Source organism: Campylobacter sp. JMF_06 NA1 (assembly GCF_027737785.1).
Lineage (GTDB): Bacteria > Campylobacterota > Campylobacteria > Campylobacterales > Campylobacteraceae > Campylobacter_B.
In genome coordinates this window covers 1-24,210 of sequence record NZ_JAOVUA010000003.1, presented here as the reverse complement: position 1 = coordinate 24,210, position 24,210 = coordinate 1, and the positions used below count along the sequence as shown (strand labels likewise).

The following is a 24,210-nucleotide window of genomic DNA, read 5'->3' as shown; positions in this document are numbered from 1 at the left end:
ATTTGCCCCAAATTTTAACTTAGAACTAAAATCGGCACAAGAGCGTTGTGCAAGATATCCTCTGAAACGCTTCCTACAAAAAGCTTTTTGAAAAAACTCTTCGTAAATGCGCCAGTCGCGATTAAATCGAGGTTGTTGGCGCGACGATATTTGATAATCTCATCGCCCGGAACATCGCCTGAGACGCTTACAAATTCGGCGTTTTCGCCTTTTAAAATCTCTCTTGCGATTTCAAGCGTTTTTTGCGATTCCTCGGTGTCGTTATTTACATTTATGACATATTTTTTCGCGTCTTTTAGAAGCTTGGCCTCTTTTGTGAAATTTAGAGTTTTTTGCGCAGCCTCTGTGCCGTCAAACGCCACAAGCACGGAGTTTATTGGGCTGAAATCTTTATTTACCAAAAGGGCCGGAACTTTCATCTCTTTAATCAGCATAGTTGCGTTAAAGCCCACATCTTCGCTGTTTGTGCCTTTTATGCCTAGCACAAAAATTCTAGCTTCGTCTTTGTATTCTTCGATGATTTCGATAAAATCGCCGTCGCGCAAAATCGCGCTAGCACTCACGCCCTGAGCCTTTGCCTCATCTACGCATTTATCTAGCCATGCTTTGATTTTGCTCTCATCTACTTCGTTGTCTTTGCCGTCAAATGCCCCATACTGTGACATTACCATATCATTTTCGCCCAAAACTATCCCGCCAGCTGCAAGTCCGTAAAAATTTTGACCAAGCTCTGGGGTTTCGATTACATGGATAAACACAGCCTCGGCGTCAAGACGCTTTGCAGTGTAGATTCCATAATCGCAAACAGGTTTTAAAAGCGCATTTTCATCAACGCAGATAAATACTTTTTTGCTCATAGCTATCCTTTTGATTAAAATTCGAAAGAGAATAGCAAAATTTAGAATAAATTTCGTTTAAATTTTGCTATTTTTTATTTTTCGTCGCCTTTTTCGATAAATTCAAAATAATCGCTTGAATTTTCATCAAAAGTGCGGTTTTTTGTGTGATAGTAGTATAGATACGCTAGGCCAACGGGTGCGATGATGATAGAAAACGCAAAAAGCACTATCATAACTACAAGTTTCCAAATGAGCAAAAACACGGCATTTACGATAAAAAAGTTGTTTCCGATGATGAAATTTACGATACTTTCATACACAAATCTTGCATATGGATACAAAAGCGCGCAAATCGCATAAAATATATAGATGAAAAAATCCATGCCAGCGAATTCCTTGCCAGTCCTTGCTGCCATACTCTCTGCTGAGTAGCTTTGCGCCCAGATCAAAATCACAGCCAAAACTGCGCCAAAGATAAAATGTCTAAAATAATACGCCTTGTCTAATCCGCCAAAAGTTTTTTGCCAAATTCCCATGAATTTTCCTTTTTTTAAAATTTAAAAAGGGGATTATAGTTCCCCATTAAAAACAGATAAAATTTTGATTAAATTCGATTTATAGATAAAATTTAGCTTTACAGCCCTGCGTTTGCAATCGCTTCGGCTTGTGCGTTTGTGATGAGCGGATCGATTATTTCATCAAAAAGTCCGCCAGCCATTATCGCGTCTAAGCGATAAAGTGTTAAATTTATGCGGTGGTCGCTAATGCGGTTTTGCGGGTAGTTGTATGTGCGAATTCGACCGCTTCTATCGCCGGTGCCTACTTGATCTTTTCGTTCGGCGCGCTCTTTTTCTAGGCGTTCTTGCTCTTGCAAGTCATAAAGCCTAGCTTTTAGCACTTTCATCGCAGCTTCTTTGTTTTTGTGTTGGCTTTTGCCGTCTTGGTTGGTTACGACTAGACCTGTTGGTATATGCGTGATACGAACGGCGCTATCAGTGGTATTTACGGATTGTCCGCCATGCCCTGAGCTACGCATGACATCGATACGCAAATCGCTATCTTTGATTTCGATTTCGCTATCTTCGATTTCTGGCATCACAGCAACCGTGATAGCAGAGGTATGCACGCGCCCTTGACTTTCGGTTTCAGGCACCCTTTGGACTCTGTGTGTGCCGCCTTCGAATTTAAGCCTTGAATACGCCCCGTCGCCCTTAACAAGCAAAATAACTTCTTTAAAACCGCCCACGCTTCCTTCGCTTTGGCTTACGATTTCGCATTTATAGCCGCGAAGTTCAGCGTATCGCAAATACGCCCCTAGCAAATCTCCCGCAAAAAGCGCAGCCTCGTCGCCACCGGTTCCGGCGCGAATTTCAAGGAAGATATTTTTATCATCATTTGGATCTTTTGGAAGAAGTAAAATTTTGATTTGCTCTTCGAGTTCGTCTTTTTCGAGTTCTAAATTTTTAAGCTCCTCTTTGGCAAGCTCGCCAAGCTCAGGATCGCCTAATAAATTTTTGTTTTCCTCGATATCAGCGACAACCTTTATATACCTATCTGCGGCGTTTTTTATCGGCTCGATACCTCTTTGCTCTTTGGAAAGCTTTGTCATATTTGAAATATCGCTTGCGATACCTGGATCACTAAGGAGCCGTGAAAGCTCCTCGTATCGGTCTAAAAAGGGTTGTAATTTTTGGGCTAACATTTAATGATAATTATGCGACTTTTAGTGTATTTACTAGTTTTGCCAAGCGGCTAACTTTTCTGCTTGCAGTTTCTTTTTTCAAAAATCCACGGCTAACGAAAGCGTGGAAGCTTTGATTAACTACTTTTAGTGCTGCCTCGGCTGCTGCTAGGTCTTTACTATCTACTGCTTCTCTTACCGCTCTTGTCATGTTTTTTACTCTTGTGCGGTAAAATCTATTGCGCTCTGTTTTTTTCACAGTTTGTCTAGCGCGTTTTTCGGCTGATTTGTGATTTGCCATTTTTATCCCTTTAAATGAAAATATTAAACTCGTGATTATACTACAAAAATTTTAAGCGTTGCTGAAATTAAGCAATTTTTAAAAGAAATTCGATTATTAAACTTTTTTTGCTAATATTGCGAGAATTTTGATTTATAAAGGATTAAATTTATGAAACTTTTCGGAACTGACGGCGTCAGGGGCAGAGCGGGCGAGTTTTTGACAGCTGAACTTGCTATGAGATTAGCCATGGCAGCTGGAATTTATTTTAGGAAAAATTCCGTTACAAATATGATTTTAGTCGGCAAAGACACTAGGCGAAGTGGCTATATGATAGAAACTGCGATTGTGGCTGGACTTACTAGCGTGGGATACAATGTCCGCCAAATCGGCCCTATGCCGACCCCAGCAATCGCGTTTTTGACAGAGGATATGCGCTGTGATGGCGGAATTATGATAAGTGCTTCACACAATCCATACTATGATAACGGCATTAAATTTTTCGATCACACAGGCTTTAAACTCGACGAAAAAGAGGAAGCTGAAATCGAAAAAATCTATTTTAGTGACGAGCTAATCGCCGAGGCTAGAAAACAAATGATGGAAATCGGCGTGGCAAGGCGCGTCGATGATGTCATCGGCAGATACATCGTCCAGCTTAAAAATTCTTTTCCAAAAAACAAAACATTGCACGGACTTCGCATTGTGCTTGATTGCGCAAATGGCGCAAGCTACAAGGTCGCTCCGACGGTGTTTAGCGAGCTTGGTGCAGAAGTGATAGTCCTAGGCGATGAGCCAAATGGAAAAAATATCAACGAAAATTGTGGCGCCTTGGCTCCGCAAAATTTGGCAAGCGAAGTAAAAAGATTGCGCGCTGATGTTGGATTTGCCTTTGACGGGGACGCTGATAGATTGGTCGTCGTCGATGATAGCGGTCAAATTTTACACGGAGATATTTTGCTTGGCGTTTTGGCGCTGTATTTAAAAGAGCTTGGCAAGCTTCAAAACGACCAAATCATCGCAACCGTGATGAGTAACGGCGCGCTTGATGATTTTTTGGCAAAACACAAAATTTCCGTGCATAGATGCAGTGTGGGCGATAAATTTGTGCTAGAAATGATGAAAGAGAAAAAGGCGAATTTCGGTGGCGAGCAAAGCGGACATGTGATTTTTGGCGATTATGCTAAAACAGGCGATGGAATCGCCTCTGCGCTTCAATTTGCAGCGTGTATGCTCGGTATGAATAAAAAAGCGAGCGAGCTAGCAAATTTAATCAAGCCTTATCCGCAAATTTTGCGAAATTTAAAGATTACAAATAAAAAACCGCTTGAAAAAATTGCTGGGCTAAAAGAGCTTGAAGAAGAGATCAAAAAAGATAAAATTCGCACGCTGTTTCGCTACTCTGGCACGGAAAATTTGATCCGTTTGCTTTTTGAGGGCAAAAACGCAAAAGCTCTGGAAAAATGGGCGAACGAAGCGGAGAAATTTTTCAAAAAAGCGTTAAATGACTAGAAAATTTATTAAATTTGTCCTGATTTTTACGCTTGTTTTGGCACTTGATCAATTTATAAAATTTATATTTTTAAATGGTTTTTCGTGGGAGGGCGAGTATTTTTCGCTGATACTGACCTTTAATAGAGGCGTGGCGTTTTCGATGTTAGCTTTTTTGGGCGAGAGTTTGAAATTTATCCAGCTTGGGCTAATCGCGCTTTTGGCTTGGTATGTTTTTAGCCAAAAAGAGCTTTTTAACGCTCACTGGCTTCCTTTTGGCATTTTGCTTGGAGGCGGGATTTCAAATGTGCTAGATCGCTTTATCCACGGCGGAGTTGTGGATTATGTGGCGTGGCACAAATGGTTTGAATTTGCGGTTTTTAACTTTGCTGATGTGATGATTGATTTAGCGATTGTCATATTTTTGTGGCAAAATTTGAAAATTTCAAAGAAAGGCAAAATTTGAAAAGAAACAATTATATCGCGTATGCGCTGTGGTTTGCCGGAGCTTTTTCGTGGGCTGTGGGATTGCCGATTGGTGGCGGTTTGCACCGAATTTATTGTGGTAAATTTGTCAGTGGATTTGCGCAAATCGGGCTGTATTGGGCTGGGATTTTTACGCTGTATTTTTTGCTAGGGCTTGTGATTTTGCCGATTTGGCTTCTTTGGGTGCTTTTTGATCTATTTTTCGTAGGAATTTGGGTTGAGGATATCAACGAAGAAGCTGGCGAAGGCGTGGCTGAGGATTATTCACAGCGTCTTAAAAAGGTAGAGGTCCTATACGAGCTTTTCCAAAAAGGGGCGATTAGCAAGGAAGAATTTGAGGCTAGAAAAGATATTTTAATGAGAGATTGAAAGGAAGAAAAATGAGTTATTATTGGTTTAAATTTATCCACTTTGTGGGCTTTATTTCGTGGATGGCGATGCTGTTTTATCTGCCACGCCTATATGTTTATCACGCTGAGAATTTGGACAATCCAAATTTTGTCAAAGTTGTGAAAAAAATGGAAAAAATGCTCTATCATGCTATCGGCTGGATAGCTTTGGCGGTTACGATTTTTAGCGCGGTTATGCTGATTTTGCTAAATCCGGGACTTATGAAAATGGGCTATTTCCACCTAAAATTACTTTGCGCTGTTTTAATGGTGGCTTATCATTTTTGGCTTCATTATTATTTGATTAAATTCGAAAAAGACGCCTGTAAAAAAAGTGGAAAGTATTTCCGTGCGCTAAATGAAATTCCAACGATTCTGATGATAGGCATACTTTATGCTATGTTAATCATGCCAAATCAATGAGAATTTAATGAAATTTATACTAAAATAGACAAATTTGTTCAAAGGGAGAATCATGCAACGCATAATCAAAAAAATCCTATCCAGCGAAAGTAGTGCTGGCGTAATCCTCCTTTTATCCGCAGTATTTGCTATCATCGCACAAAATGTCGATATTTTATCTCCGTATTATCGCGAGTTTATCCACACGCACATCGTCATGGGTATCGGCAAACTAAAACTCGATGAGGATATGCACTTTTGGATAAACGACTTTTTAATGGCGATATTTTTCTTCGCTATCGGTTTGGAGCTAAAACGCGAAAAAATCGAAGGTCAGCTTCGCCATTTTTCTCAAATTTTGCTTCCTAGCTTTGCCGCTCTTGGCGGTGTTATGGCGCCTGCGATTATCTTTACGGTGCTTAACTGGGGCGATAGCGAGGCTTTGAAGGGCTGGGCGATTCCTACGGCTACTGATATCGCCTTTGCCGTGGGCGTAATGGCGCTACTTGGCAAACGAATTCCAGCAAGTCTTAAAATTTTCGTCTTAACACTAGCGATTATGGACGATTTGTGCGCGATTTTGATTATTGCGCTTTTCTACTCATCTACGATAAATATCTCTTATCTAATCGGCGCAGGAATTTGCGTGGCGATTATGTTTATAATGAATAAAATGAAGGTAGATAAAAAACTGCTTTTCGTCATTATGTCGCTTATTTTGTGGGTAATGGTGCTAAATTCAGGTATCCACGCGACAATCGCTGGCGTTGTGGCTGGATTTTGTATCCCATTGCAAACTCGCTCTGGCTCAATGCTAAAAGATATGGAGCACGGACTTGCATATCCTGTGAATTTTTTCATTTTGCCGATTTTTGCCTTTGCAAATGCGGGCGTAAGCCTAGCTGGTATGAGCCCTAGCTATCTATTTGGTCCAGTTCCAATGGGTATCGCACTTGGCCTATTTTTCGGCAAACAATTTGGAATTTTCGCATTTAGCTGGCTACTTATCAAGGGCAAAATCGCCTACTTGCCAGAAAACGCAAACTGGGCGCAACTATACGCTGTAAGCATAATTTGCGGTATTGGATTTACAATGGCGCTATTTGTCGATGGCTTAGCTTATGGCGGAAGCGACATTTATCATCACACAGACAAACTCGCTGTTTTCATCGGCTCTATCGTCTCAGGTCTGGTCGGATACATCGTGGCTAAGGCCGTAGGACCAAAACCAGCTTAAATTTAAGGGCAAAATTTAGTGCTAAATTTAGCCTCATTTCTTAGTGCGCGCGAGTGGAGAGATCTACTGCGCGCCGAATTTCAAAGCGAAAATTTCAAAAATTTAGAGCGAAATTTAGCTCAAATTTCACAAACTACCCAAATTTACCCACCGCTAAATTTAATCTTTAACGCCCTAAATTTGACCCCATTATCAAATTTAAAAGTCGTAATCATAGGTCAAGACCCCTACCACGGCGCAGGCGAGGCTATGGGGCTAGCATTTAGCGTGCCAGAGGGGGTAAAAATCCCGCCAAGCCTAAAAAATATTTTCAAAGAAATCATCGCAGATATCGGCTCGTGCGCCATAAGTGGGGGCGATTTGACCCCGTGGGCGAGGCAGGGCGTGCTACTACTAAACTCCACTCTAAGCGTGAGTGCAGGTGCTCCAAATTCGCACGCTAAGCTTGGCTGGGGCGAATTCACAGACGCCATAATCGCCAAAATCAGCGAAAACTGCGAAAATTTAGTCTTTATGCTCTGGGGAAATTTCGCCATAAAAAAGGCAAATTTGATCGACGCAAATCGCCATTTGATTCTTACAGCCCCGCACCCTAGCCCATTAGCGCGCGGTGGGTTTTTTGGGTGCAGACATTTTAGCAAATGCAATGAATATTTAGCTTTAAAAGGTAAAAATACAATACTTTGGTAAATTTATCAAAATACTATGTATTTTAAAATTTAATTAAACAATTTAAGTATATAATCAGCGCCTAAATTTTTATCTATCTAAAAAAAGGAAAAAAATGAATAAATTTTTATTTGCGTTTGCTTCTAGTGCGCTACTTTTTAGCGGAGTTTGCGCCAAAAGCCTAGCAGAAATCAAATCTAGCGGAACAATTCTAATAGCCGTCCATGATGACGAGGCTCCATTTGGTAAGCTAAATGGCGACAAATACGAGGGTTTTGAAATAACCTTAGCCGAGGCTGTGGCTGCGAAAATTTTCGCAGGCGGCGAGGGAAAGGTGGAGTTCGTAGCGTCTGCGAACGATGAGACCTCTTATAGATTGTTGCAAGATGGCGCTGTGGATATGGCTGTCTCGACCCTAGTCCCTACCGCTGAGACCGAGAAGCTCGCTGATTTTTCTAGCCCATATTTTAGCGTAAATGTCGGTATCCTAACCCGCAAAGCAGACGCGATAACAAGCATAAAAGATCTAAAAGACAAAACAATCCTAGCCATGCCAGGAAGTATCGGCGAAAAGTATTTCCAAAAACAAGGCTATACTATCAAAGAGTGCGATAGTGCTGGTGCCTGTGCTAGGGCGCTACTTGAAAATCAAGGCGACGCTTATGCTGATGAAAACATCATCGTAATGGCGTTTCCAGTGATAAATAGAGAAGTTGAAGTCCCACAAAAAAACCTCGGAGCCTCTGAATTTAACTCAATCGGCGTGCAAAAGGGCAACACAGATTTGCTAAAAGCAATCGACGCTGCGCTTGTGGAGCTATCTAAAACCGGCTTTTTTGAAACAGAGTTTAACAACCACATTTCCCCATATTACAAGGGCACAGCCGAGAAAAAATACTTCTTGCTAGATGACATTTATAATCTACTTTAAGCTTTAAATTTTTAAAATTTCGCCTTGCTAAATTTGCGTTTAGCAAGGTTTTTATCGCTAAAAAACCTTAAATTTTGATAATTAAGTTAAATTTTTGTGACATAAATCTCTTTTAAATAAAATTTTTGATACAATCGAAAAATTCAATTTTAATTAAGGGGTGAAAAATGCAAGTTCCAATTCGTTATGGCAAAGATGATGTTTTAAACATAAATTTTGACGAAAAAAATCTTTTGGGGATTTTCAATCCGAATAAGGTTGAGAAATTTGACGAGGCCGAGCTTATCAAAAAAGCAATGCAAAATCCGATAAATCAAAAAACTTTTGATGAGTTCATAAGTGGTGATGAAGAGATCGTAATCATCGTAAATGACGGCACACGCCCAACTCCGACATCTAAAATTTTAAAAGAAATTTATCCAAAAATCAGGGACAAAAAGAAAACCTTTATCATCGCAAATGGCTGCCACAGAGATCCGACCGAAGATGAGTATGAGATGATTTTTTCAAAAGAAATTTGGGCTGAGGTCAAGGCCAAAGGCGAGGCTCACAGCCATGATTCTAAAAACGATGAAATGGTCTATTTGGGCGAGAGTAGCAACAAAACCCAAATGTATCTAAACAAAATCGTAGCAAACGCTAAAAAAGTTATCCCAATCGGCTCAGTCGAACCGCACTATTTCGCGGGTTACACAGGCGGTAGGAAGGCGTTTTTGCCAGGCGTTGCCAAATACGAAACTATCGAGCAAAACCACAAACTAGCCCTTAGCCACGATGCGCAGGCTTTGCGATTAGAGGGCAATCCTGTGCATGAGGATATGGTCGATGCGATGAAGGTGCTAACTCATATCGATGTATTTGCGATTATGACGGTGCTAGATAGCGACCATAATATTTATTATGTAAATAGTGGCGATTTAAACGATACATTTTATGATTGTATTGAAAAAGCAGAAGAGGTATTTTGCGTCAAAATCCCTCAAAAAGCTGATATCGTAATCTCAGTAGCACCATATCCTATGGATGTGGATCTATACCAAGCGCAAAAAGCGCTAGATAACGGCAAACTAGCCCTAGCCCAGGGTGGCGTGCTTATCATGGTAGCCAAATGTCGCACAGGAATCGGCCCTAAGCCGTTTTTTAACCTCATGGCATCAGCCGATACGCCACAAAAAGTGCTAGAAAAAATCCAAGAGGAATTTCACCTAGGCTATCACAAAGCTGGCAAAATGGCTGAAATTGGGCTTTGGGCGCAGACTTGGGCGGTTAGCGATCTAAGCGACGATGAGATGAGAGCTGTGCATTTAAAGCCATATCATGATTTGCAAAAAGCCCTAGATGACGCGCTTGGTGAGAAGGGTAAAGACGCTAAGATTGTGATTTTACCATTTGGTTCAATGACGGTTCCAAAAATTTGAGTAAATTTATCTATTTAGACTGCGCCAGTGGCATTAGCGGAGATATGTGCCTTGGCGCATTTATCGACCTTGGCGTAGATTTTGGCTTCTTAAAACACAGCCTTGCAAAGCTAGGAATTTCTAATGAGTATGAAATTTGCGCCAAAAAGGTTTTAAAATCTGGCATAAGTGCTACGAAGGTAGATGTGATTTTAAAGCGCAAATGGAGCACGACACCCCATTTCTATGAGCATGGACGCACTTTTAAAGACATTGTAAATTTAATAAATTCTTCAAATTTAAGCGAATTTGTAAAAGAAAAATCAATCGAAATTTTTACTATCATCGGCGAAGCGGAGGCAAAAATCCACCAAAGTAGCCTAGAAAATGTCCATTTCCACGAGGTTGGCTGCACAGATAGCATAGTCGATATCGTAGGAAGCGCAATTTGCTTCGAATCGCTTGGGATTTCGCGAGTGCTTTGCTCGCCACTTGCCCTTGGCGGGGGATTTGTGAGGTGCGCTCACGGAATTTTAAGCGTGCCAGCACCCGCGGTGAGTGAAATTTTATCTGGCGTGCCTGTGAAATTTGGCGGTGATTTTGAGCAGACGACACCTACTGGCGCAGGTATCGCAAAGGCTCTAACGAGCGAATTTTGCGCCGAATTTAGCGCTAAAATTTTGCGCACTGGATACGGGGCTGGAAGCAAGGAAGCCAAATTTGCAAATTTGCTTAAAATTATGATTTGTGAAGATGAGGGCATGAGGCAATCAGGGCAGGTTTTAATCGAGACAAATATCGATGATATGGACGCTGAGGGCTTGGCGCTAGCGAGCGAAATTTTACTAAATGCTGGCGCGCTTGATGTGTTTAGTGAGGCTGTGAATATGAAAAAATCACGCCTTGGCACGAAGCTTAGCGTGCTAGCTAAATCTTGCGACGCGCCTGCGCTAAAAGAGCTGATTTTTCGCCATACCACGGCGATTGGGGTGCGTGAAATTTCTGTGCAAAAAACAGAACTTCCGCGTCAAATTCGCGCTGTGAATACGAAATTTGGCGAGGTTAGGATTAAAATTTGCAAATTTGAGGGCGGAGAGAAAATCAAACCTGAATTTGATGATTGCAAAAATTTGGCACAAAAATTTGGCACAAATATCGCTACGGTGCGAGCTGCGGCGATCAAAGAGTATGAAAATGGAAACTTTAAAGGAAGAGATTAGAGGGCTTAAAAATCTCGCCCTGGCCTTTTCTGGCGGGGTGGATAGCTCGTTTTTAGCCTGCGTGGCGGGCGAAATTTTGGGGGAAAATTTCATCGCGCTCACCATAAAAACGCCATATATGAGCGAACGAGAAATTTCGCAGGCTATAAATTTTGCTAAAATTCACAAATTTCGCCACGAAATTTTAGAACTCCAAACCCCACAAGAAATCGCGAATAATCCGCAAAATCGCTGTTATTTATGCAAGAAAAATTTATTCGAAAATTTAATTAAATTTGGGCGAAATTTGGGATTTTCAAATTTCGCAGACGGCACAAACAAAGATGATTTGGGCGAAGATCGCCCGGGACTTCGCGCCGTGCGCGAGCTTGGCGTCATTTCGCCACTGATAAATTTAACCAAAGCCCAAATTAGGGAGTATTCGCACGCCCTGCGCCTAGAAAGTGCCACTTTGCCTAGCTTTGCGTGCTTGCTAACTCGTTTGCCTCACGGGCGCGAATTTAGCGCAGATGATTTGAGATTAATCGAGCGTGTGGAAAATTTACTCATACAAAACGGCTTTGCAAACATCAGAGCGCGCTTTAATGGGCGAAATTTAAAAATCGAAATGCCAAGAGCGCTGATGAGCGAATTTGTGGCGAGTGAAAATTTTGCAAAAATTATTCAAAAAATAGATGAAATTTCGCAAATTGATGAAATTTTGCTCGATTTAAAGGGTTTTAGAAAGGAAGTTTTAAATGAAAAAGGCTGAAATTTTGGACTTAATCGCCCAAATCAAGGGTGGCAAAATTTCTGATGAAAAGGTCGTCGAGTATTTCGCAAACTACCCATTTTCCGATATCGGCTGCGCTAAGGTCGATATGCAAAGAGAGCTTAGAAGTGGCGTGGGAGAGGTGATTTACGGCGAGGGCAAACGCCCAGAAGCTATCCTAGCAATCGCGCGCGAGTGTGTGAAAAACGGCAACAATGTCCTAATCACGCGCACAAATTCGCAGGTGGCTGAAATTTTGCAAAAAGACTTCCCGCTTGCCAAATTTAACGAGGTCGGCCGCACGATAAGCATTATCATAAACGAGCCAAAACTTACCGAAAGTTATATCGGTATCATTTCGGCTGGCACATCTGATTCTTACGCTGTGGAAGAGGCATACGAGACGGCGAAATTTTTGGGTAATGATGTGCGCAAAATCACCGATGTGGGCGTGGCTGGGATAAATAGGCTGTTTTTGAAGCTTGATGAAATCCAAAAAGCCAAAGTCCTAATCGTCATAGCAGGCATGGAAGGAGCCCTTCCTAGCGTGATTGCAGGCCTTGTCAAAGCCCCAGTCATCGCCGTGCCTACGAGCGTGGGATATGGGGCGAGTTTTGGTGGAGTGGCAGCCTTGCTTGGTATGCTAAATTCGTGCGCAAATGGCATTAGTGTCGTAAATATCGACAACGGATACGGCGCAGCGTATAATGCGAGTATAATCAACCATTTATAAGGAGAGAGCGTGGAAAATGTAGAGAAAATGACCGCCGTCATGGCTAGTCTCGTCGGATACAGTGGCAAAATTTTGCCAGATGATGTCACGGCGAAATTAAAGGAGCTAGCGAGCAAAGAAAATGCGCCGTTAGCAAAGACGATTTATGAGACGATGTTTAAAAACCAAGAGCTTGCCAAAGAGCTAAATCGCCCCTCTTGTCAAGATACTGGCGCGATTCAGTTTTTCGTAAAATGTGGCGCGAAATTTCCGTTAATTGGCGAATTAGAGCAAATTTTAAGGGAAAGCGTCTTACGAGCGACAAAAGAAGCCCCGCTTCGCCACAACAGCGTCGAGACCTTTGATGAATACAACACCGGCAAAAATGTCGGAAAAGATGTGCCTTCGATCTTTTGGGAAATAGTCCCTGGTAGCGATAAATGCGAGATTGATACATACATGGCAGGAGGTGGCTGCACGCTTCCTGGAAAAGCCGGCGTGCTAATGCCTGGTATGGGCTATGAGGGCGTGGTGAAATTCGTAATGGATATAATGACAAGCTATGGACTAAACGCCTGTCCGCCGCTAGTCGTGGGCGTGGGCGTGGCAACCTCGATAGATGTGGCGTCGCTACTTTCGAAAAAGGCTTTGTTTCGCCCGCTTGGAAAGCATAATCCAAACGAGCGCGCCGCAAAAACCGAAAAATTGCTAGAAGATGGCATTAATAAAATCGGCCTTGGCCCGCAAGGTATGGGCGGAGCTAGCTCGGTGCTTGGCGTGCATATCGAAAACTCAGCTCGTCACCCCTCAGTCATCGCTGTGGCTGTAAATACAGGCTGCTGGTCGCACAGACGCGCGAATATCGTTTGGAACGGCGATTTAAGCTTTACCGTGACATCTCATAAGGACTATAAATATGAATAAGAAAATTTTGCAAACTCCGATTTCTAGGGAGGATTTAGAGGATATTAAAATTGGCGATATCATTTATCTAAGCGGAAATATCGTAACTTGTCGCGATGTGGCTCACAGGCGCGTAGTCGAAAAAAATATGCCTTTGCCACTTGATATCCGCGGTGGGGCGATACTGCACGCAGGCCCTATTATCAAAAAAACAAGCGCTGATGGCGAGGATAGATACGAAATCGTCTCAGTAGGACCTACGACAAGCATGCGTATGGAGAAATTCGAGTATGAATTTATCGAAAAAACAGGCGTTAGAGTAATCGTAGGCAAGGGAGGAATGGCTAGCAATACAGAAAATGGTTGCAAGGATTTTGGCGCATTGCACTGCGTTTTCCCAGCAGGGTGCGCAGTAATCGCTGCTATGGAGGTCGAGGAGATACAAAGTGCCGATTGGATGGAGCTTGGTATGCCAGAGACCTTGTGGAATTGCAAAGTCAAAGAATTTGGCCCACTAATCGTATCAATCGACGCGAAAGGCAATAATCTTTTTGAGAAAAATAAGGTCGAATTTAACAAGAAAAAAGATGAGGCGTTAGCGGAAATTTTGCCAGAAGTTAGCTTCATAAAATAAGGAAAAATTATGAAAAAAACAGCTTTTATTACAGGTGCGACGAGTGGATTTGGTGAGGCGATAGCTAGAATTTTAAGCAAAGAGGGCTATAAAATCATCGCTCTTGGGCGCAGAAAAGAGAGATTAGAAAATTTGGCCAAAGAGCTAGGAAATACCCATATAATCGTAGCTGATGTGCGAAATAAAGATGAAATTTTTAAAGCTGTGGAGAATTTGCCGAGTGAGTATAGAGATGTCGAAATTTTGGTAAATAATGCTGGTCTTGCCCTTGGTCTAGATGGCATTAAAGACGCTCAAATCGAGGATTTAGAGACTATGGTCGATACGAATATCAAGGGCGTTATTTACACTACAAAGGCAGTTTTACCACTACTTTTGCAAAGTGGTAATGGCTATATTTTCAATATCGGCTCTACTGCTGGTGCGTGGCCGTATCCTGGAAGCCATGTCTATGGCGCAAGCAAGGCGTTTGTGAAGCAATTCAGCAGAAATATCAGAAACGACTTAATCGGCACTGGTATTCGCGTAACAGAGATCGCGCCGGGTATTTGCGAGACTGAATTTAGCGATGTGAGATTTAAAGGCGATAAAGCAAGAGCGAAAAAGGTCTATGAAAACACGGATCCGATTAAGGCAGAGGATATAGCACAAATCGTGCTAAATTGCATAAATATGCCTCATCATGTCAATATAAATATCGTCGAGGCTATGGCGACAGCGCAAACTTGGGCTGGATTGCATGTAGAGAAAAGATAACTCTAAATTTTGAATAAGTATTATAAATAAATTTTTAACACTTATTCTATAAAAATTCAATATTTGAATTTTATTTATATTTCTTTAAAAGAAATATTGATATAATAAAATAAGTATTTTTTAAGGAAAGGAAGAAGCGATGGAGTTTCTTACAGGTTTGTCTGAGAGCGTCCAATTTACTATTCAGTTGATAATAGTTTTGGCGTGTCTGTTTTATGGTGCCAAAAAGGGTGGTATGGCCCTTGGTATTTTAGGTGGTATAGGTTTAGTTATACTCGTATTTTTATTCAAAATGTCTCCGGGCAAACCAGCCGTTGATGTTATTTTGACAATCCTTGCGGTTGTTGTCGCCTCAGCTACATTGCAGGCTGCGGGTGGTTTGGATGTTATGCTTCAACTTGCTGAAAAAGCGTTGAGAAAAAATCCAAAATTAGTTTGTTATGTTGCACCAATGTGTGCTTGGACTTTGACAGTTCTTTGCGGTACTGGTCACACAGTTTATACACTTTTGCCGATTATCTACGATGTATCTATGAAAAGTGGTGTGCGCCCAGAGCGTCCAATGGCGGCTACTACCGTTTCATCACAATTAGCAATCATCGCTAGCCCAGTTTCAGTTGCTGGTGTTTCTATCGTGGCTGTATTGCTAGGCGCTGGTGCTCAAATCGAGGGATTTTCTAGCTACCTTGACCTTCTTAAAGTAACTATTCCTTCTACTTTCTTCGGTATGCTATGTATCAGCACATACTCAGTATTCCGCGGTAAAAGCCTTGAAAAAGATGAGGAATTCCAAGCTAAACTTAAAGATCCAGAGCAAAGAAAAATCATCTATGGTTCTGACGATGCTAAATCACTTATCGGCGTTAAACTTCCACAAAAACAATGGAATGTTATGTATATCTTCCTTTCAGCAATCGTTGTTGTTGCGGTTTTGGGTTATTACAAACAACTTCGCCCGACATGGTCTATCTCAAAAGACGCTGCTATCGTTAATATCGTAGATGCAGGCGATAGCTCAAAAGTCCTAGACAAAGTAAAAATCAGCGACGGAACTATGATGTTAAGCGGTGCTGAGACAAAAATGAGCGTTAAAAAAGATAAATCTAAACTATCTCAAACTGCACAAGGTGTCGAGGTTAAAGATAAAGACGGTAAAACTTACAAAGTTAGCCAAGACGGCGCAAATGTAACTTATGTAAATGCAAAAGGCGAAACTAAAACTTACGAAAACGCAAAAATTGATGTAGCTACAAGCACAAAAGGCTCAAAAACTCTTGGTATGGTTGATACTATCCAAATGTTTATGCTTCTTGCAGCTGCTATTATGATGATTTATTCAGGTATCAAAGCCGGCACAATCGCTCAAAACGAAATCTTCCACAGCGGTATGATTGCGCTTGTTGCGATTTATGGTATCTCATGGATGGCCGATACTATGTTCCACGCTCATATCGATATGTTAGCTGGCTCACTTGGTAAGGTAATGCAAGCATATCCATTTACATACATTGTAGTTGGTATGTTGATTTCAAAATTCCTTAACTCACAAGCTGCTGCTGCTGCGACTTTCGTTCCACTAGCGATTGCTATCGGTGTAAATCCAGGAACAATCATTGCGTTCGCAACTGCATGCTATGGTTATTTCATCTTACCTACATACCCAAGCGACCTTGCTGCGATCCAATTCGACCGCTCAGGCACAACAAAAATCGGTAAATATGTTATCAACCACAGCTTCATTATCCCTGGTTTCATCGGCGTATTCAGCTCATGCTTCCTAGGCTATATCCTAGCTCACTTCTACGGATATATGTAATAGCTCTTGTCTGCGAGTTTCCTCGCAGACAAATTCTTCTAAATTTCTAAATTTTATTTCAAATATTTATTAAGTCAAATTATGCAAAACACCGATATTGACATACAGGCATTAGAGGAAGAATTTAAAAAATTCAATGCCAAAAATTATACAAACAATGGAGTGTGTATGTATTGCACACTTTCAAATATTGTGCTTTTAAATCAATTAAAAAATCAATTACAAAAGAAAGGATAAAAATAGATTTTTATATTTTTCGCACCTTTCTCGCATAAAATTTCTTATAAATAATTTTTATTAATAAACATAAGCTAAAATCCAAATTTTAAATTTTTCAAAAGGAGAGAAAATGAAATTTTTGTCAATTTTAAGTGCATGCGCGCTTGGCGCAATGCTAGCAAACGCTGCCCCTTACGAGGTCGATAACACCCATTCTAGCGTAGGTTTTAAGATCAAACACATGAGCATTAGCAATGTGGTCGGAAACTTCAAGGATTTTAGCGCAGAGATTGACGCCGAGAACGGCAAGCTAAACAAACTAAGTGCCGTGGTCAAAACCGCCTCAGTTTTCACTGACAACGAAAAACGCGACGCGCACTTGCAAGCGGACGATTTTTTCGGCTCAGAAAAGTTCCCTGATATGAAATTTGAAATGAAAGAGTTCGCGCCTGATAAGGTCAAAGGCGAGCTAACGATCCGCGATGTGAGCAAAGAGGTCGAGTTTGACTATGATTTTGGCGGCGAGGCAAAACAAGGCGACAAAGACAAAATCGGATTTAGTTTAGAGGGCAAAATCAAACGCTCTGATTTTAATTTCGCCCCAGGTAGCGGCACTGCGATGCTAGGCGATGATATAAAAATTTCTATCGAAATCGAAGCCGTAGCGAAGTAAAATTTTACGCAAATTTCATTGCAAATTTTGGGAAATTTAGCAAATCGCTAAATTTCCCTTTTTTATTTAAATTTTAAATTTTCGCTACGCAACTCTGCAATACTGCGCCAGAAATTTCGGCGCAGTATTTAAAAACTTGCGGTAGCGGAATTTGGCTAAATTTAGCGCACAAACGAGCGTAGTAGCGCGATTTCTTCTGCCCAAATACTCTCATCAATCGTCTCTAAAATGAGCGGAATTTCATCGATATTTTTGTCGTTCATAATGTTTTCGAAGCTTGCCAGCCCCAAAAATCCGCGTCCAAGGCTCTCGTGGCGGTCTTTGCGCACGCCAAGGTCGTTTTTGGTGTCGTTTAGGTGCATGCCTGATAAAAATTTATAGCCGATGACGCGGTCAAATTCGGCCATTGTTTTTTCGTAAGATTCTTTCGTGCGAAAGTCGTATCCGCCGGCGAACGCGTGGCAGGTGTCGATACAAACGCCAATGCGGGTCTTGTCGCTTACGCGCGCGATTATGTAGGCGATTTGGGCGAATTCAAAGCCTAAATTTGAGCCTTGGCCTGCTGTGTTTTCGATGACGAGTTTGACTCCGCTAGTGTTTGCGATAGCGAAATTTAGGCACTCTGCGATATTTTGCAGACACTGCTGGGGCGAAATTTCATTTAAATGCGAGCCTGGGTGGAAATTTAGCAGTTTTATGCCAAGCTTTTCGCAACGATTTATCTCGTCGATAAAGGCGTCAAGGCTTTTTTGGCGAAGCGTGGGGTCTGGGTGGCCTAGATTTATGAGATAGCTATCGTGGGCTAGGATATGCTCTGCGCGTATGCCAGTGGCGGCGAGATTTGCGCGAAATTGCGCTATATCGCTATCGCTAAGTGGTTTTGCGCTCCACTGGCGCTGATTTTTGACAAAAAGCGCAAACGCATCTGCGCCGATTTTTTGCGCGTTAAGCGGAGCGTTAAAAACCCCACCAGCTGCGCTTACATGGGCTCCGACACGCTTCATAAAAGCTCTCTTACGCTGATTTTTACCCCGGCTTTTTTGTCGCTAAATTTGATAATTTTACCGCTATCATCGCAGACGCTGTATGAAATTTCGCCCAAATTTTGCTCGAATCCGCAATCTGTTTTGGCTAAATTTTTCGCGCCATAGATTGCCTTCGCACCCAAGATTTCGCCCAAAAATCCCTTGTAATGGGCGTTTTTGAAAAATTTCTCATTGAAAGTCAGCTCATCATCGCAGGCATTATTCATGCACACGCTTTCGTTTTTTGCGACCAAGGAAAGCACGCTAACCCCGCTAGAATAGACTTGCAACTCGGTTTGGTTTTTAAAACTTCTAATAAATCCCGTGTCGTTTAGGCGCAAATTTGGCGAAATTATCGAAAACGCCACCGCTTGCGTCTTTTGCGGGGTGAGCTTGGCGCAACCACAAAACACTGCCCCGATTCCCAAAAATCCAGCAAAAATCAAATTTATTTTTTTCATTTTTGTCCTTTTTTAAATTTTAATATTTTCATTTTAGCGAAATTTATAAAAATTCCAGCTTTATTAAGTGAAAATTAAGCGCAATTTATATAAAATAATCGTTCCTTTTAATTTAACCGAATTAAGTGGCCCCTTCGTCTAACGGTTAGGACATCGCCCTTTCACGGCGGTAACACGAGTTCGAATCTCGTAGGGGTCACCACTAAAATACAAAATCCAAAAAATTAAATTTCAAATCAAAATTTAATGAAAATTCAAAATTCGCTTAAAATTTCTTAAAATTTAGCCAAATTTAAATTTACGGTTAAGGTTGTATTGGCTAAAATTACAGCTTATTCTTTTATTGTAGAAAAGATAAATTTGGTAAAAAAGGAAAAAAATGAGCGACATTATCGCATACAAATTTAATGGTGAAATTTATGATACTCAAAGTATCGGCGAGGGCGCAGATGGCGCAGAACCGATATTTTTCGATAACTCTGCTGACGCGCTAAAAGTGCTTCGCCACTCATGCGCGCATTTGTTAGCACAAGCTGTCAAATCACTCTACCCAGACGCGAAATTTTTCGTGGGTCCTGCGATTGAAGATGGATTTTATTATGATATGCGCGTGAGCAAAAACGGCGGTGAGAAGCTTGGCGAGGACGATTTAAAGGCGATTGAGAAAAAAATGAAAGAGCTAGCCGAAGCCAAGCAAGATATAGTTAAAATTTGCTCTACCAAAGGCGCTGTTAGCGCAAAATACGCCGAGGACGACCTAAAAGTCGAGGTTTTAAAACGAATCCCAGAGGGCGAAGTGAGTTTGTATGCGCAAGGCGATTTTGAAGATATTTGTCGCGGACCGCATGTGCTAAATACCAAATTTTTGCGAAATTTCGCCTTAACTAGGATTGCGGGTGCGTATTTGGGTGGCGATGAGACACGCGAAATGCTAACTCGAATTTACGGCGTGGTTTTTGCTGACAAAGAGAGCCTAAAAAATCACCTAACAATGCTCGAAGAGGCTAAAAAGCGCGATCACCGCAAGCTTGGTGCGGAGATGAAATTTTTCACATTTGATGAAGAAATCGGCGCTGGACTTCCGATTTGGTTGCCAGCGGGTGCGAAAATGCGTGTCAAACTCGAAGAAAGGCTATATCGACAGCTTCGCCGCCGCGGCTACGAGCCAGTCAGAGGCCCTGAAATCCTAAAATCTGACGCATGGAAAATCAGCGGACACTACACAAATTACAAAGAAAATATGTATTTTACGATGATCGAAGAGCAAGAATACGGCATTAAGCCGATGAACTGCGTGGGTCATATCAAAGTTTATCAAAGCGAAATTCGCTCATACCGCGATTTGCCACTTAAATTTTGCGAATACGGCGTGGTGCATAGACACGAAAAAAGCGGAGTTTTGCACGGATTATTTAGGGTGCGTGAATTCACCCAAGATGACGCTCATATCTTTTGTATGCCAAGCCAAATCAAAGAAAATGTTTATGAAATTTTGGATTTCGTCGATGTGCTAATGGGCGCGTTTGATTTCAACTACGAAATGGAAATTTCAACCAAACCTGCCAAGGCTGTGGGTGATGATGAAGTGTGGGAAATCGCTACAAAAGCGCTTAAAGACGCACTTGATGAAAAGGGCTTTAAATACGGTATCGACGAGGGTGGCGGTGCGTTTTATGGTCCGAAAATTGACATAAAAATCACAGATGCTTTGGGTCGAAAATGGCAGTGTGGCACCGTGCAGGTGGATTTCAACCTGCCAAATCGCTTCGAGCTAGGCTATATTGACGAAAACAATGAGAAAAAACAGCCTGTCATGCTTCACAGGGCAATTTTGGGAAGCTTTGAGAGATTTATAGGAATTTTGATCGAACACACAGCCGGCGAGCTTCCGTTTTGGATCTGCCCGACACAAGTGGCGATTATCCCGATTGGCGAAGCGCACAGCGCGTATGCAAAAGAGATTTCAGAGAGCTTGCGCGATTTGGGCATAGACAGCGAAATTTTAACCAAAAACGAAACTTTAAATAAAAAAATCAGAACAGCCGAAAAGCAAAAGGTGCCATTAATCATCGTTCTTGGCGATAACGAAGTGGCTAATCGTAGCGTCGCATTGCGTGATAGGCGTGCGCGCGAACAGCGAAATTTAGGGCTTAGCGAGTTCTTGGATTTCGTGCAAAACAAATTAAATGAGGTGAATTTTTGAGCAGCAAAAAAGAAGTTTTTCTAAACGAAGAAATCGAGGCTGATGAAGTTAGGTGTATCGGCGAAGATGGTGAAGCATACGGCGTAATCTCGCTAGATGAGGCGTTGCAAATCGCAAGCAAACAAGGTGTCGATCTCGTGCTAATCGCGCCAGATGCGAAACCGCCAGTGTGCAAGGTAATGGATTATAGTAAATTCCGTTATCAACAAGAAAAAAAGCTAAAAGAGACCAAGAAAAAACAGAAAATCATCGAGATTAAAGAGATAAAATTTTCGGCAAAAATCGCTCAAAACGATGTGAATTACAAGGTAAAACACGCAAAAGAATTTTTAGATTCTGGCAAACATGTCAAACTTCGCGTGTTTTTGAAGGGTCGCGAGATGAGCACTCCTGAGATTGGTGTAAATTTGCTAAACAAAATTTGGGAAGAGAATTTCGCAGGTAGCGCAGAACGCGACAAAGCCCCGATTTTAGAGGGAAGATATGTGAGTATGCTAATTACGCCGAAAAAGTCTTAAATTTCGGCGTAGCTTAAATATTTTTAAATTTCAGCAGAAATTTAAAATTTTATTATATAATCACAGCTTATCTTAAAAAAAAGGATAAACATGCCAAAGATGAAAAGTGTGCGTGGCGCAGCAAAACGCTTTAAAGTAGGCAAAAACAAGATTAAACGCGGTTCAGCTTTCCGCAGCCATATCTTGACTAAAAAGTCTAGCGAGTGTAAAAGAGATTTGCGCGGCCCACATTATGTAGATTCTACAAATGTTAGAGCTGTTAAGCTTATGCTTTGTAAATAATTTTAGTTTTTGACCTAGTCATTCAAACTCCCCTAAGATAGGGAAAGACCCAAAAATGGGCGCCATTTAAGAAAGGATTAATATGGCAAGAGTAAAAACAGGCGTTGTTAGAAGACGCAGACACAATAAAGTTTTAAAACTTGCTCGCGGTTTTTATAGCGCAAGAAGAAAACATTTCAGAAAAGCCAAAGAACAATTAGAAAGAAGTTTGGTTTATGCTTACCGCGACAGACGCGCGAAAAAACGCGACTTCCGCAGACTATGGATTGTTAGAATTAACGCTGCTTGCAGAATCAACGATATTAGTTATTCTAAATTTATGCACGGTCTTAAACTTGCAAACATCGAATTAGATAGAAAAATCCTAGCAAACCTTGCTATGAACGATGCTAAGGCTTTCGCTGCATTAGCTGATAAAGCAAAGGCTGCTTTAAAATAATTTTTTGAATTTCAAGATTTTTTCTTGAAATTCTCCCTTTTAAATTTTGTATTCTGGCTCGTTTAAATAGATTTTAAGCGGGGTTTGAATACAATGCCCCCTTTATTTCGTGGTTGGATAGCTCAGTCGGTAGAGCAGCAGACTGAAAATCTGCGTGTCGGCAGTTCGATTCTGCCTCTAACCACCATTTAAGCTTTTTTTAGCTCTTTTTATTCGCTTTTACTTATTCGTTTTAAAATTTTGAAAATCAAAAATTTGGCTATGACGAATTTAGTCGCAGAAACTAAATTCATCTTTTTGTAATTATCTTTAAATTCGGCATTTCTTGTAGAATTTCTTGGTTTTGTATTGGTAGATCCAAAATGTTTATACGGAATAAATTTTTTAAATTTACTATGCTAGGTGGTAGCTTTTTTATGCCAGTAAAACCTATGTTTAAATATTCTAAATTTGTTAATTCTCCGATATTTTCAGGCAGAGCAGACAGATCTTTATTATCATAAATCAAAAGCGTTTCTAAATTTTTTAAATTTGCAATTTTTGGCGAAATTGTTTTTAGGCTTCCTCTGGTGTATTCAAATCGCCTTAAATTTGCTAAATTTTCAATTTCATCTGGTATAGTAGTAATGTTGCTATCATTTAGTTGCAAATCCTCTAAATTGTGTAGTTTAAGTATCTCCATAAAGTTTTCTTGGGTTACATTGCTGATACTTAAAACTTTTAAGTTTTGTAAATTTGAGAAATTTTGTGGAAAATTTTTAAAACTAGTAGATAAATACTCTAAATTTTGCAGATTTATTATCCACTTTGGGAATTCTTTTTGGGCAATTAAACTCAAATTTAATAGTTGTAAATTTTTTAAATTTGCCATTTCGTCAGGTATAGATTTTAACTTTCTACACATATCACAATTAAATTGTTTTAAGTTTATAAGATTTCCAAATTCAGGCGAAATTTCAGATATATCAGTGCTCGAAATGTCTAACGCTTCTAAATTTTTCATATTTGATATATGTTTTCCTAGATTTTCTATCTTAGAATAACTTAAATTTAAGGCCTTTAAATTTGGAATTTTGCTTATGATTTCTGTGATTTCTTTTATTTGTGTTTCTCTAAGATTTAATATAGAAAGTTTTGTCAAATTAGCAACGCAAGGCGGTAAATCTGTAATATTTGTTTCGCGGACATCGATTGTTTCTAGGTTACTAAGCAGACAAATTTCGCTAGGTAATTCATTTGTATTGTCTGTATCGATTGTAAAATACACTCCGCATGGTGAAGGTCTTTCTATTGATATTTCAGTAAAATATTCTAGACTATCATAGAAATCTTTTGTAGTTTCGACTTTTAAATTTTCAACAGCTTTATCAAATTCTACTATATTTATCTCATTATTTGCCAATTTTTTAGACAACTTGTCGTATCTTAGGTCAGATTGAACCGGTCTAGAATAATCTACAAATTTGGATAGAATTTGCATTTGCTCATTTGTTTTACTATCAAGTTCCGGTGAATTTATTAATTCATTATCGCTTTGGTTGGCATTTAGAAAAATTTGCCCTATTATAAGTAGTGCTAAAATTATCTTTTTCATAAAATCTCCAAATTTAAAGAATTTAATAGGATAGATTATAACAAAAAAGTGAATTTTTAGCTATTTTGGCGAGTTTTGCAAAATTTCTACAATTCCCCATCCATTTAATCTCTTTTTAAGCAACCCTTGAATATAATCCACTTTCCGTTTTTGAAATCTAACTTCTGTTATTTTCCAATGCGTGTTATTTTATTTATTATTG

Annotated in this window: 26 protein-coding genes, 2 tRNA genes and 2 pseudogenes; 23 read left to right on the top strand and 7 right to left on the bottom strand. The window is 40.6% G+C overall.

Features of this window, described 5'->3' with window-relative positions:
- Positions 1–14: 14 nt before the first annotated feature.
- The 4 genes from OFO07_RS04465 to rpsT form a co-directional block, all read right to left on the bottom strand.
- Complete coding sequence (locus tag OFO07_RS04465; protein ID WP_270871083.1) at positions 15–857, bottom strand: universal stress protein; 843 nt, start codon at positions 855–857, stop codon at positions 15–17.
- 74 nt (positions 858–931) lie between these two features.
- Positions 932–1,375: a hypothetical protein gene (locus tag OFO07_RS04460; protein ID WP_270871082.1), complete on the bottom strand. Its 444-nt coding sequence runs from the start codon at positions 1,373–1,375 to the stop codon at positions 932–934.
- A gap of 98 nt (positions 1,376–1,473) precedes the next feature.
- Positions 1,474–2,541, bottom strand: coding sequence for a peptide chain release factor 1 (gene prfA, locus OFO07_RS04455; protein WP_270858712.1), 1,068 nt, complete (start codon positions 2,539–2,541; stop codon positions 1,474–1,476).
- 10 nt (positions 2,542–2,551) lie between these two features.
- Entirely contained in the window at positions 2,552–2,821 is a 270-nt protein-coding gene (gene rpsT, locus OFO07_RS04450) for a 30S ribosomal protein S20 (RefSeq protein ID WP_270858713.1), read from the bottom strand.
- A gap of 150 nt (positions 2,822–2,971) precedes the next feature.
- Here rpsT and glmM point away from each other — a divergent pair, with 150 nt between their 5' ends.
- From glmM to OFO07_RS04370, 17 genes and pseudogenes are all read left to right on the top strand, one after another.
- Positions 2,972–4,312, top strand: a complete 1,341-nt coding sequence (gene glmM, locus OFO07_RS04445; protein ID WP_270858714.1) for a phosphoglucosamine mutase — start codon at positions 2,972–2,974, stop codon at positions 4,310–4,312.
- On the top strand, positions 4,305–4,757 hold the full coding sequence (gene lspA / locus OFO07_RS04440; protein ID WP_270865430.1) for a signal peptidase II: 453 nt from the start codon (positions 4,305–4,307) through the stop codon (positions 4,755–4,757). Before glmM ends, lspA begins: the two co-directional genes overlap by 8 nt.
- Positions 4,754–5,146, top strand: a complete 393-nt coding sequence (locus tag OFO07_RS04435; RefSeq protein WP_270865429.1) for an SHOCT domain-containing protein — start codon at positions 4,754–4,756, stop codon at positions 5,144–5,146. The genes lspA and OFO07_RS04435 overlap by 4 nt, the downstream gene beginning before the upstream one ends.
- Before the next feature lie 11 nt (positions 5,147–5,157).
- The gene (locus OFO07_RS04430; RefSeq protein ID WP_270858717.1) at positions 5,158–5,589 is read left to right on the top strand and encodes a CopD family protein; all 432 of its coding nucleotides are present in this window, start codon (positions 5,158–5,160) and stop codon (positions 5,587–5,589) included.
- A 52-nt stretch (positions 5,590–5,641) separates the two neighbouring features.
- Entirely contained in the window at positions 5,642–6,805 is a 1,164-nt protein-coding gene (gene nhaA / locus OFO07_RS04425; protein WP_270871081.1) for a Na+/H+ antiporter NhaA, read from the top strand.
- Between the two features lie 18 nt (positions 6,806–6,823).
- Positions 6,824–7,495, top strand: a complete 672-nt coding sequence (ung, locus tag OFO07_RS04420) for a uracil-DNA glycosylase (RefSeq protein WP_270869920.1) — start codon at positions 6,824–6,826, stop codon at positions 7,493–7,495.
- Positions 7,496–7,589: 94 nt separating this feature from the next.
- Positions 7,590–8,405, top strand: coding sequence for a transporter substrate-binding domain-containing protein (locus OFO07_RS04415; protein WP_270871080.1), 816 nt, complete (start codon positions 7,590–7,592; stop codon positions 8,403–8,405).
- Positions 8,406–8,572: 167 nt separating this feature from the next.
- A complete protein-coding gene (gene larA, locus OFO07_RS04410) occupies positions 8,573–9,823 on the top strand; it encodes a nickel-dependent lactate racemase (RefSeq protein ID WP_270858721.1) in 1,251 nt (416 codons plus the stop codon).
- Positions 9,820–11,022, top strand: a complete 1,203-nt coding sequence (gene larC, locus OFO07_RS04405) for a nickel pincer cofactor biosynthesis protein LarC (RefSeq protein ID WP_270871079.1) — start codon at positions 9,820–9,822, stop codon at positions 11,020–11,022. Before larA ends, larC begins: the two co-directional genes overlap by 4 nt.
- Complete coding sequence (gene larE / locus OFO07_RS04400; protein WP_333720485.1) at positions 10,997–11,773, top strand: ATP-dependent sacrificial sulfur transferase LarE; 777 nt, start codon at positions 10,997–10,999, stop codon at positions 11,771–11,773. The genes larC and larE overlap by 26 nt, the downstream gene beginning before the upstream one ends.
- Positions 11,760–12,506, top strand: coding sequence for a nickel pincer cofactor biosynthesis protein LarB (larB, locus tag OFO07_RS04395; RefSeq protein ID WP_270871077.1), 747 nt, complete (start codon positions 11,760–11,762; stop codon positions 12,504–12,506). Before larE ends, larB begins: the two co-directional genes overlap by 14 nt.
- A gap of 9 nt (positions 12,507–12,515) precedes the next feature.
- A complete protein-coding gene (gene ttdA / locus OFO07_RS04390) occupies positions 12,516–13,409 on the top strand; it encodes a L(+)-tartrate dehydratase subunit alpha (protein ID WP_270858725.1) in 894 nt (297 codons plus the stop codon).
- Positions 13,402–14,022, top strand: coding sequence for a L(+)-tartrate dehydratase subunit beta (ttdB, locus tag OFO07_RS04385; RefSeq protein WP_270871076.1), 621 nt, complete (start codon positions 13,402–13,404; stop codon positions 14,020–14,022). Before ttdA ends, ttdB begins: the two co-directional genes overlap by 8 nt.
- Before the next feature lie 9 nt (positions 14,023–14,031).
- Entirely contained in the window at positions 14,032–14,778 is a 747-nt protein-coding gene (locus OFO07_RS04380; protein WP_270871075.1) for an SDR family NAD(P)-dependent oxidoreductase, read from the top strand.
- A 139-nt stretch (positions 14,779–14,917) separates the two neighbouring features.
- Positions 14,918–15,823, top strand: a pseudogene (locus OFO07_RS07870) (anaerobic C4-dicarboxylate transporter family protein); the annotation flags it as partial.
- Between the two features lie 183 nt (positions 15,824–16,006).
- Positions 16,007–16,594 (top strand): annotated as a pseudogene (locus OFO07_RS07865) (anaerobic C4-dicarboxylate transporter family protein); the annotation flags it as partial.
- A gap of 349 nt (positions 16,595–16,943) precedes the next feature.
- Positions 16,944–17,486: a YceI family protein gene (locus OFO07_RS04370; protein WP_270871073.1), complete on the top strand. Its 543-nt coding sequence runs from the start codon at positions 16,944–16,946 to the stop codon at positions 17,484–17,486.
- A gap of 161 nt (positions 17,487–17,647) precedes the next feature.
- Here the strand turns inward: OFO07_RS04370 and nfo are convergent, their stop codons facing one another.
- Positions 17,648–18,490 carry a deoxyribonuclease IV gene (gene nfo / locus OFO07_RS04365; protein ID WP_270871072.1) on the bottom strand — a complete coding sequence of 281 codons (843 nt, stop codon included), beginning with the start codon at positions 18,488–18,490 and terminating at the stop codon, positions 17,648–17,650.
- Complete coding sequence (locus OFO07_RS04360; RefSeq protein ID WP_270871071.1) at positions 18,487–18,972, bottom strand: hypothetical protein; 486 nt, start codon at positions 18,970–18,972, stop codon at positions 18,487–18,489. Before OFO07_RS04360 ends, nfo begins: the two co-directional genes overlap by 4 nt.
- Before the next feature lie 127 nt (positions 18,973–19,099).
- On the opposite strand from OFO07_RS04360, the gene OFO07_RS04355 reads away from it, so the two are divergent.
- From OFO07_RS04355 to OFO07_RS04330, 6 genes are all read left to right on the top strand, one after another.
- Positions 19,100–19,174: transfer RNA gene (locus OFO07_RS04355), tRNA-Glu, on the top strand.
- A gap of 177 nt (positions 19,175–19,351) precedes the next feature.
- A complete protein-coding gene (gene thrS, locus OFO07_RS04350) occupies positions 19,352–21,175 on the top strand; it encodes a threonine--tRNA ligase (protein WP_270871070.1) in 1,824 nt (607 codons plus the stop codon).
- Positions 21,172–21,693, top strand: coding sequence for a translation initiation factor IF-3 (gene infC, locus OFO07_RS04345; protein ID WP_270858734.1), 522 nt, complete (start codon positions 21,172–21,174; stop codon positions 21,691–21,693). Before thrS ends, infC begins: the two co-directional genes overlap by 4 nt.
- A gap of 90 nt (positions 21,694–21,783) precedes the next feature.
- Positions 21,784–21,975, top strand: a complete 192-nt coding sequence (rpmI, locus tag OFO07_RS04340; RefSeq protein ID WP_270858735.1) for a 50S ribosomal protein L35 — start codon at positions 21,784–21,786, stop codon at positions 21,973–21,975.
- Positions 21,976–22,057: 82 nt separating this feature from the next.
- Positions 22,058–22,414 carry a 50S ribosomal protein L20 gene (gene rplT / locus OFO07_RS04335; protein ID WP_270858736.1) on the top strand — a complete coding sequence of 119 codons (357 nt, stop codon included), beginning with the start codon at positions 22,058–22,060 and terminating at the stop codon, positions 22,412–22,414.
- A gap of 111 nt (positions 22,415–22,525) precedes the next feature.
- Positions 22,526–22,601 (top strand) — tRNA-Phe (locus tag OFO07_RS04330).
- Positions 22,602–22,703: 102 nt separating this feature from the next.
- On the opposite strand, the gene OFO07_RS04325 is transcribed toward OFO07_RS04330, so the two are convergent.
- Positions 22,704–24,008, bottom strand: coding sequence for a leucine-rich repeat domain-containing protein (locus OFO07_RS04325; protein WP_270871069.1), 1,305 nt, complete (start codon positions 24,006–24,008; stop codon positions 22,704–22,706).
- Positions 24,009–24,210: the final 202 nt, after the last annotated feature.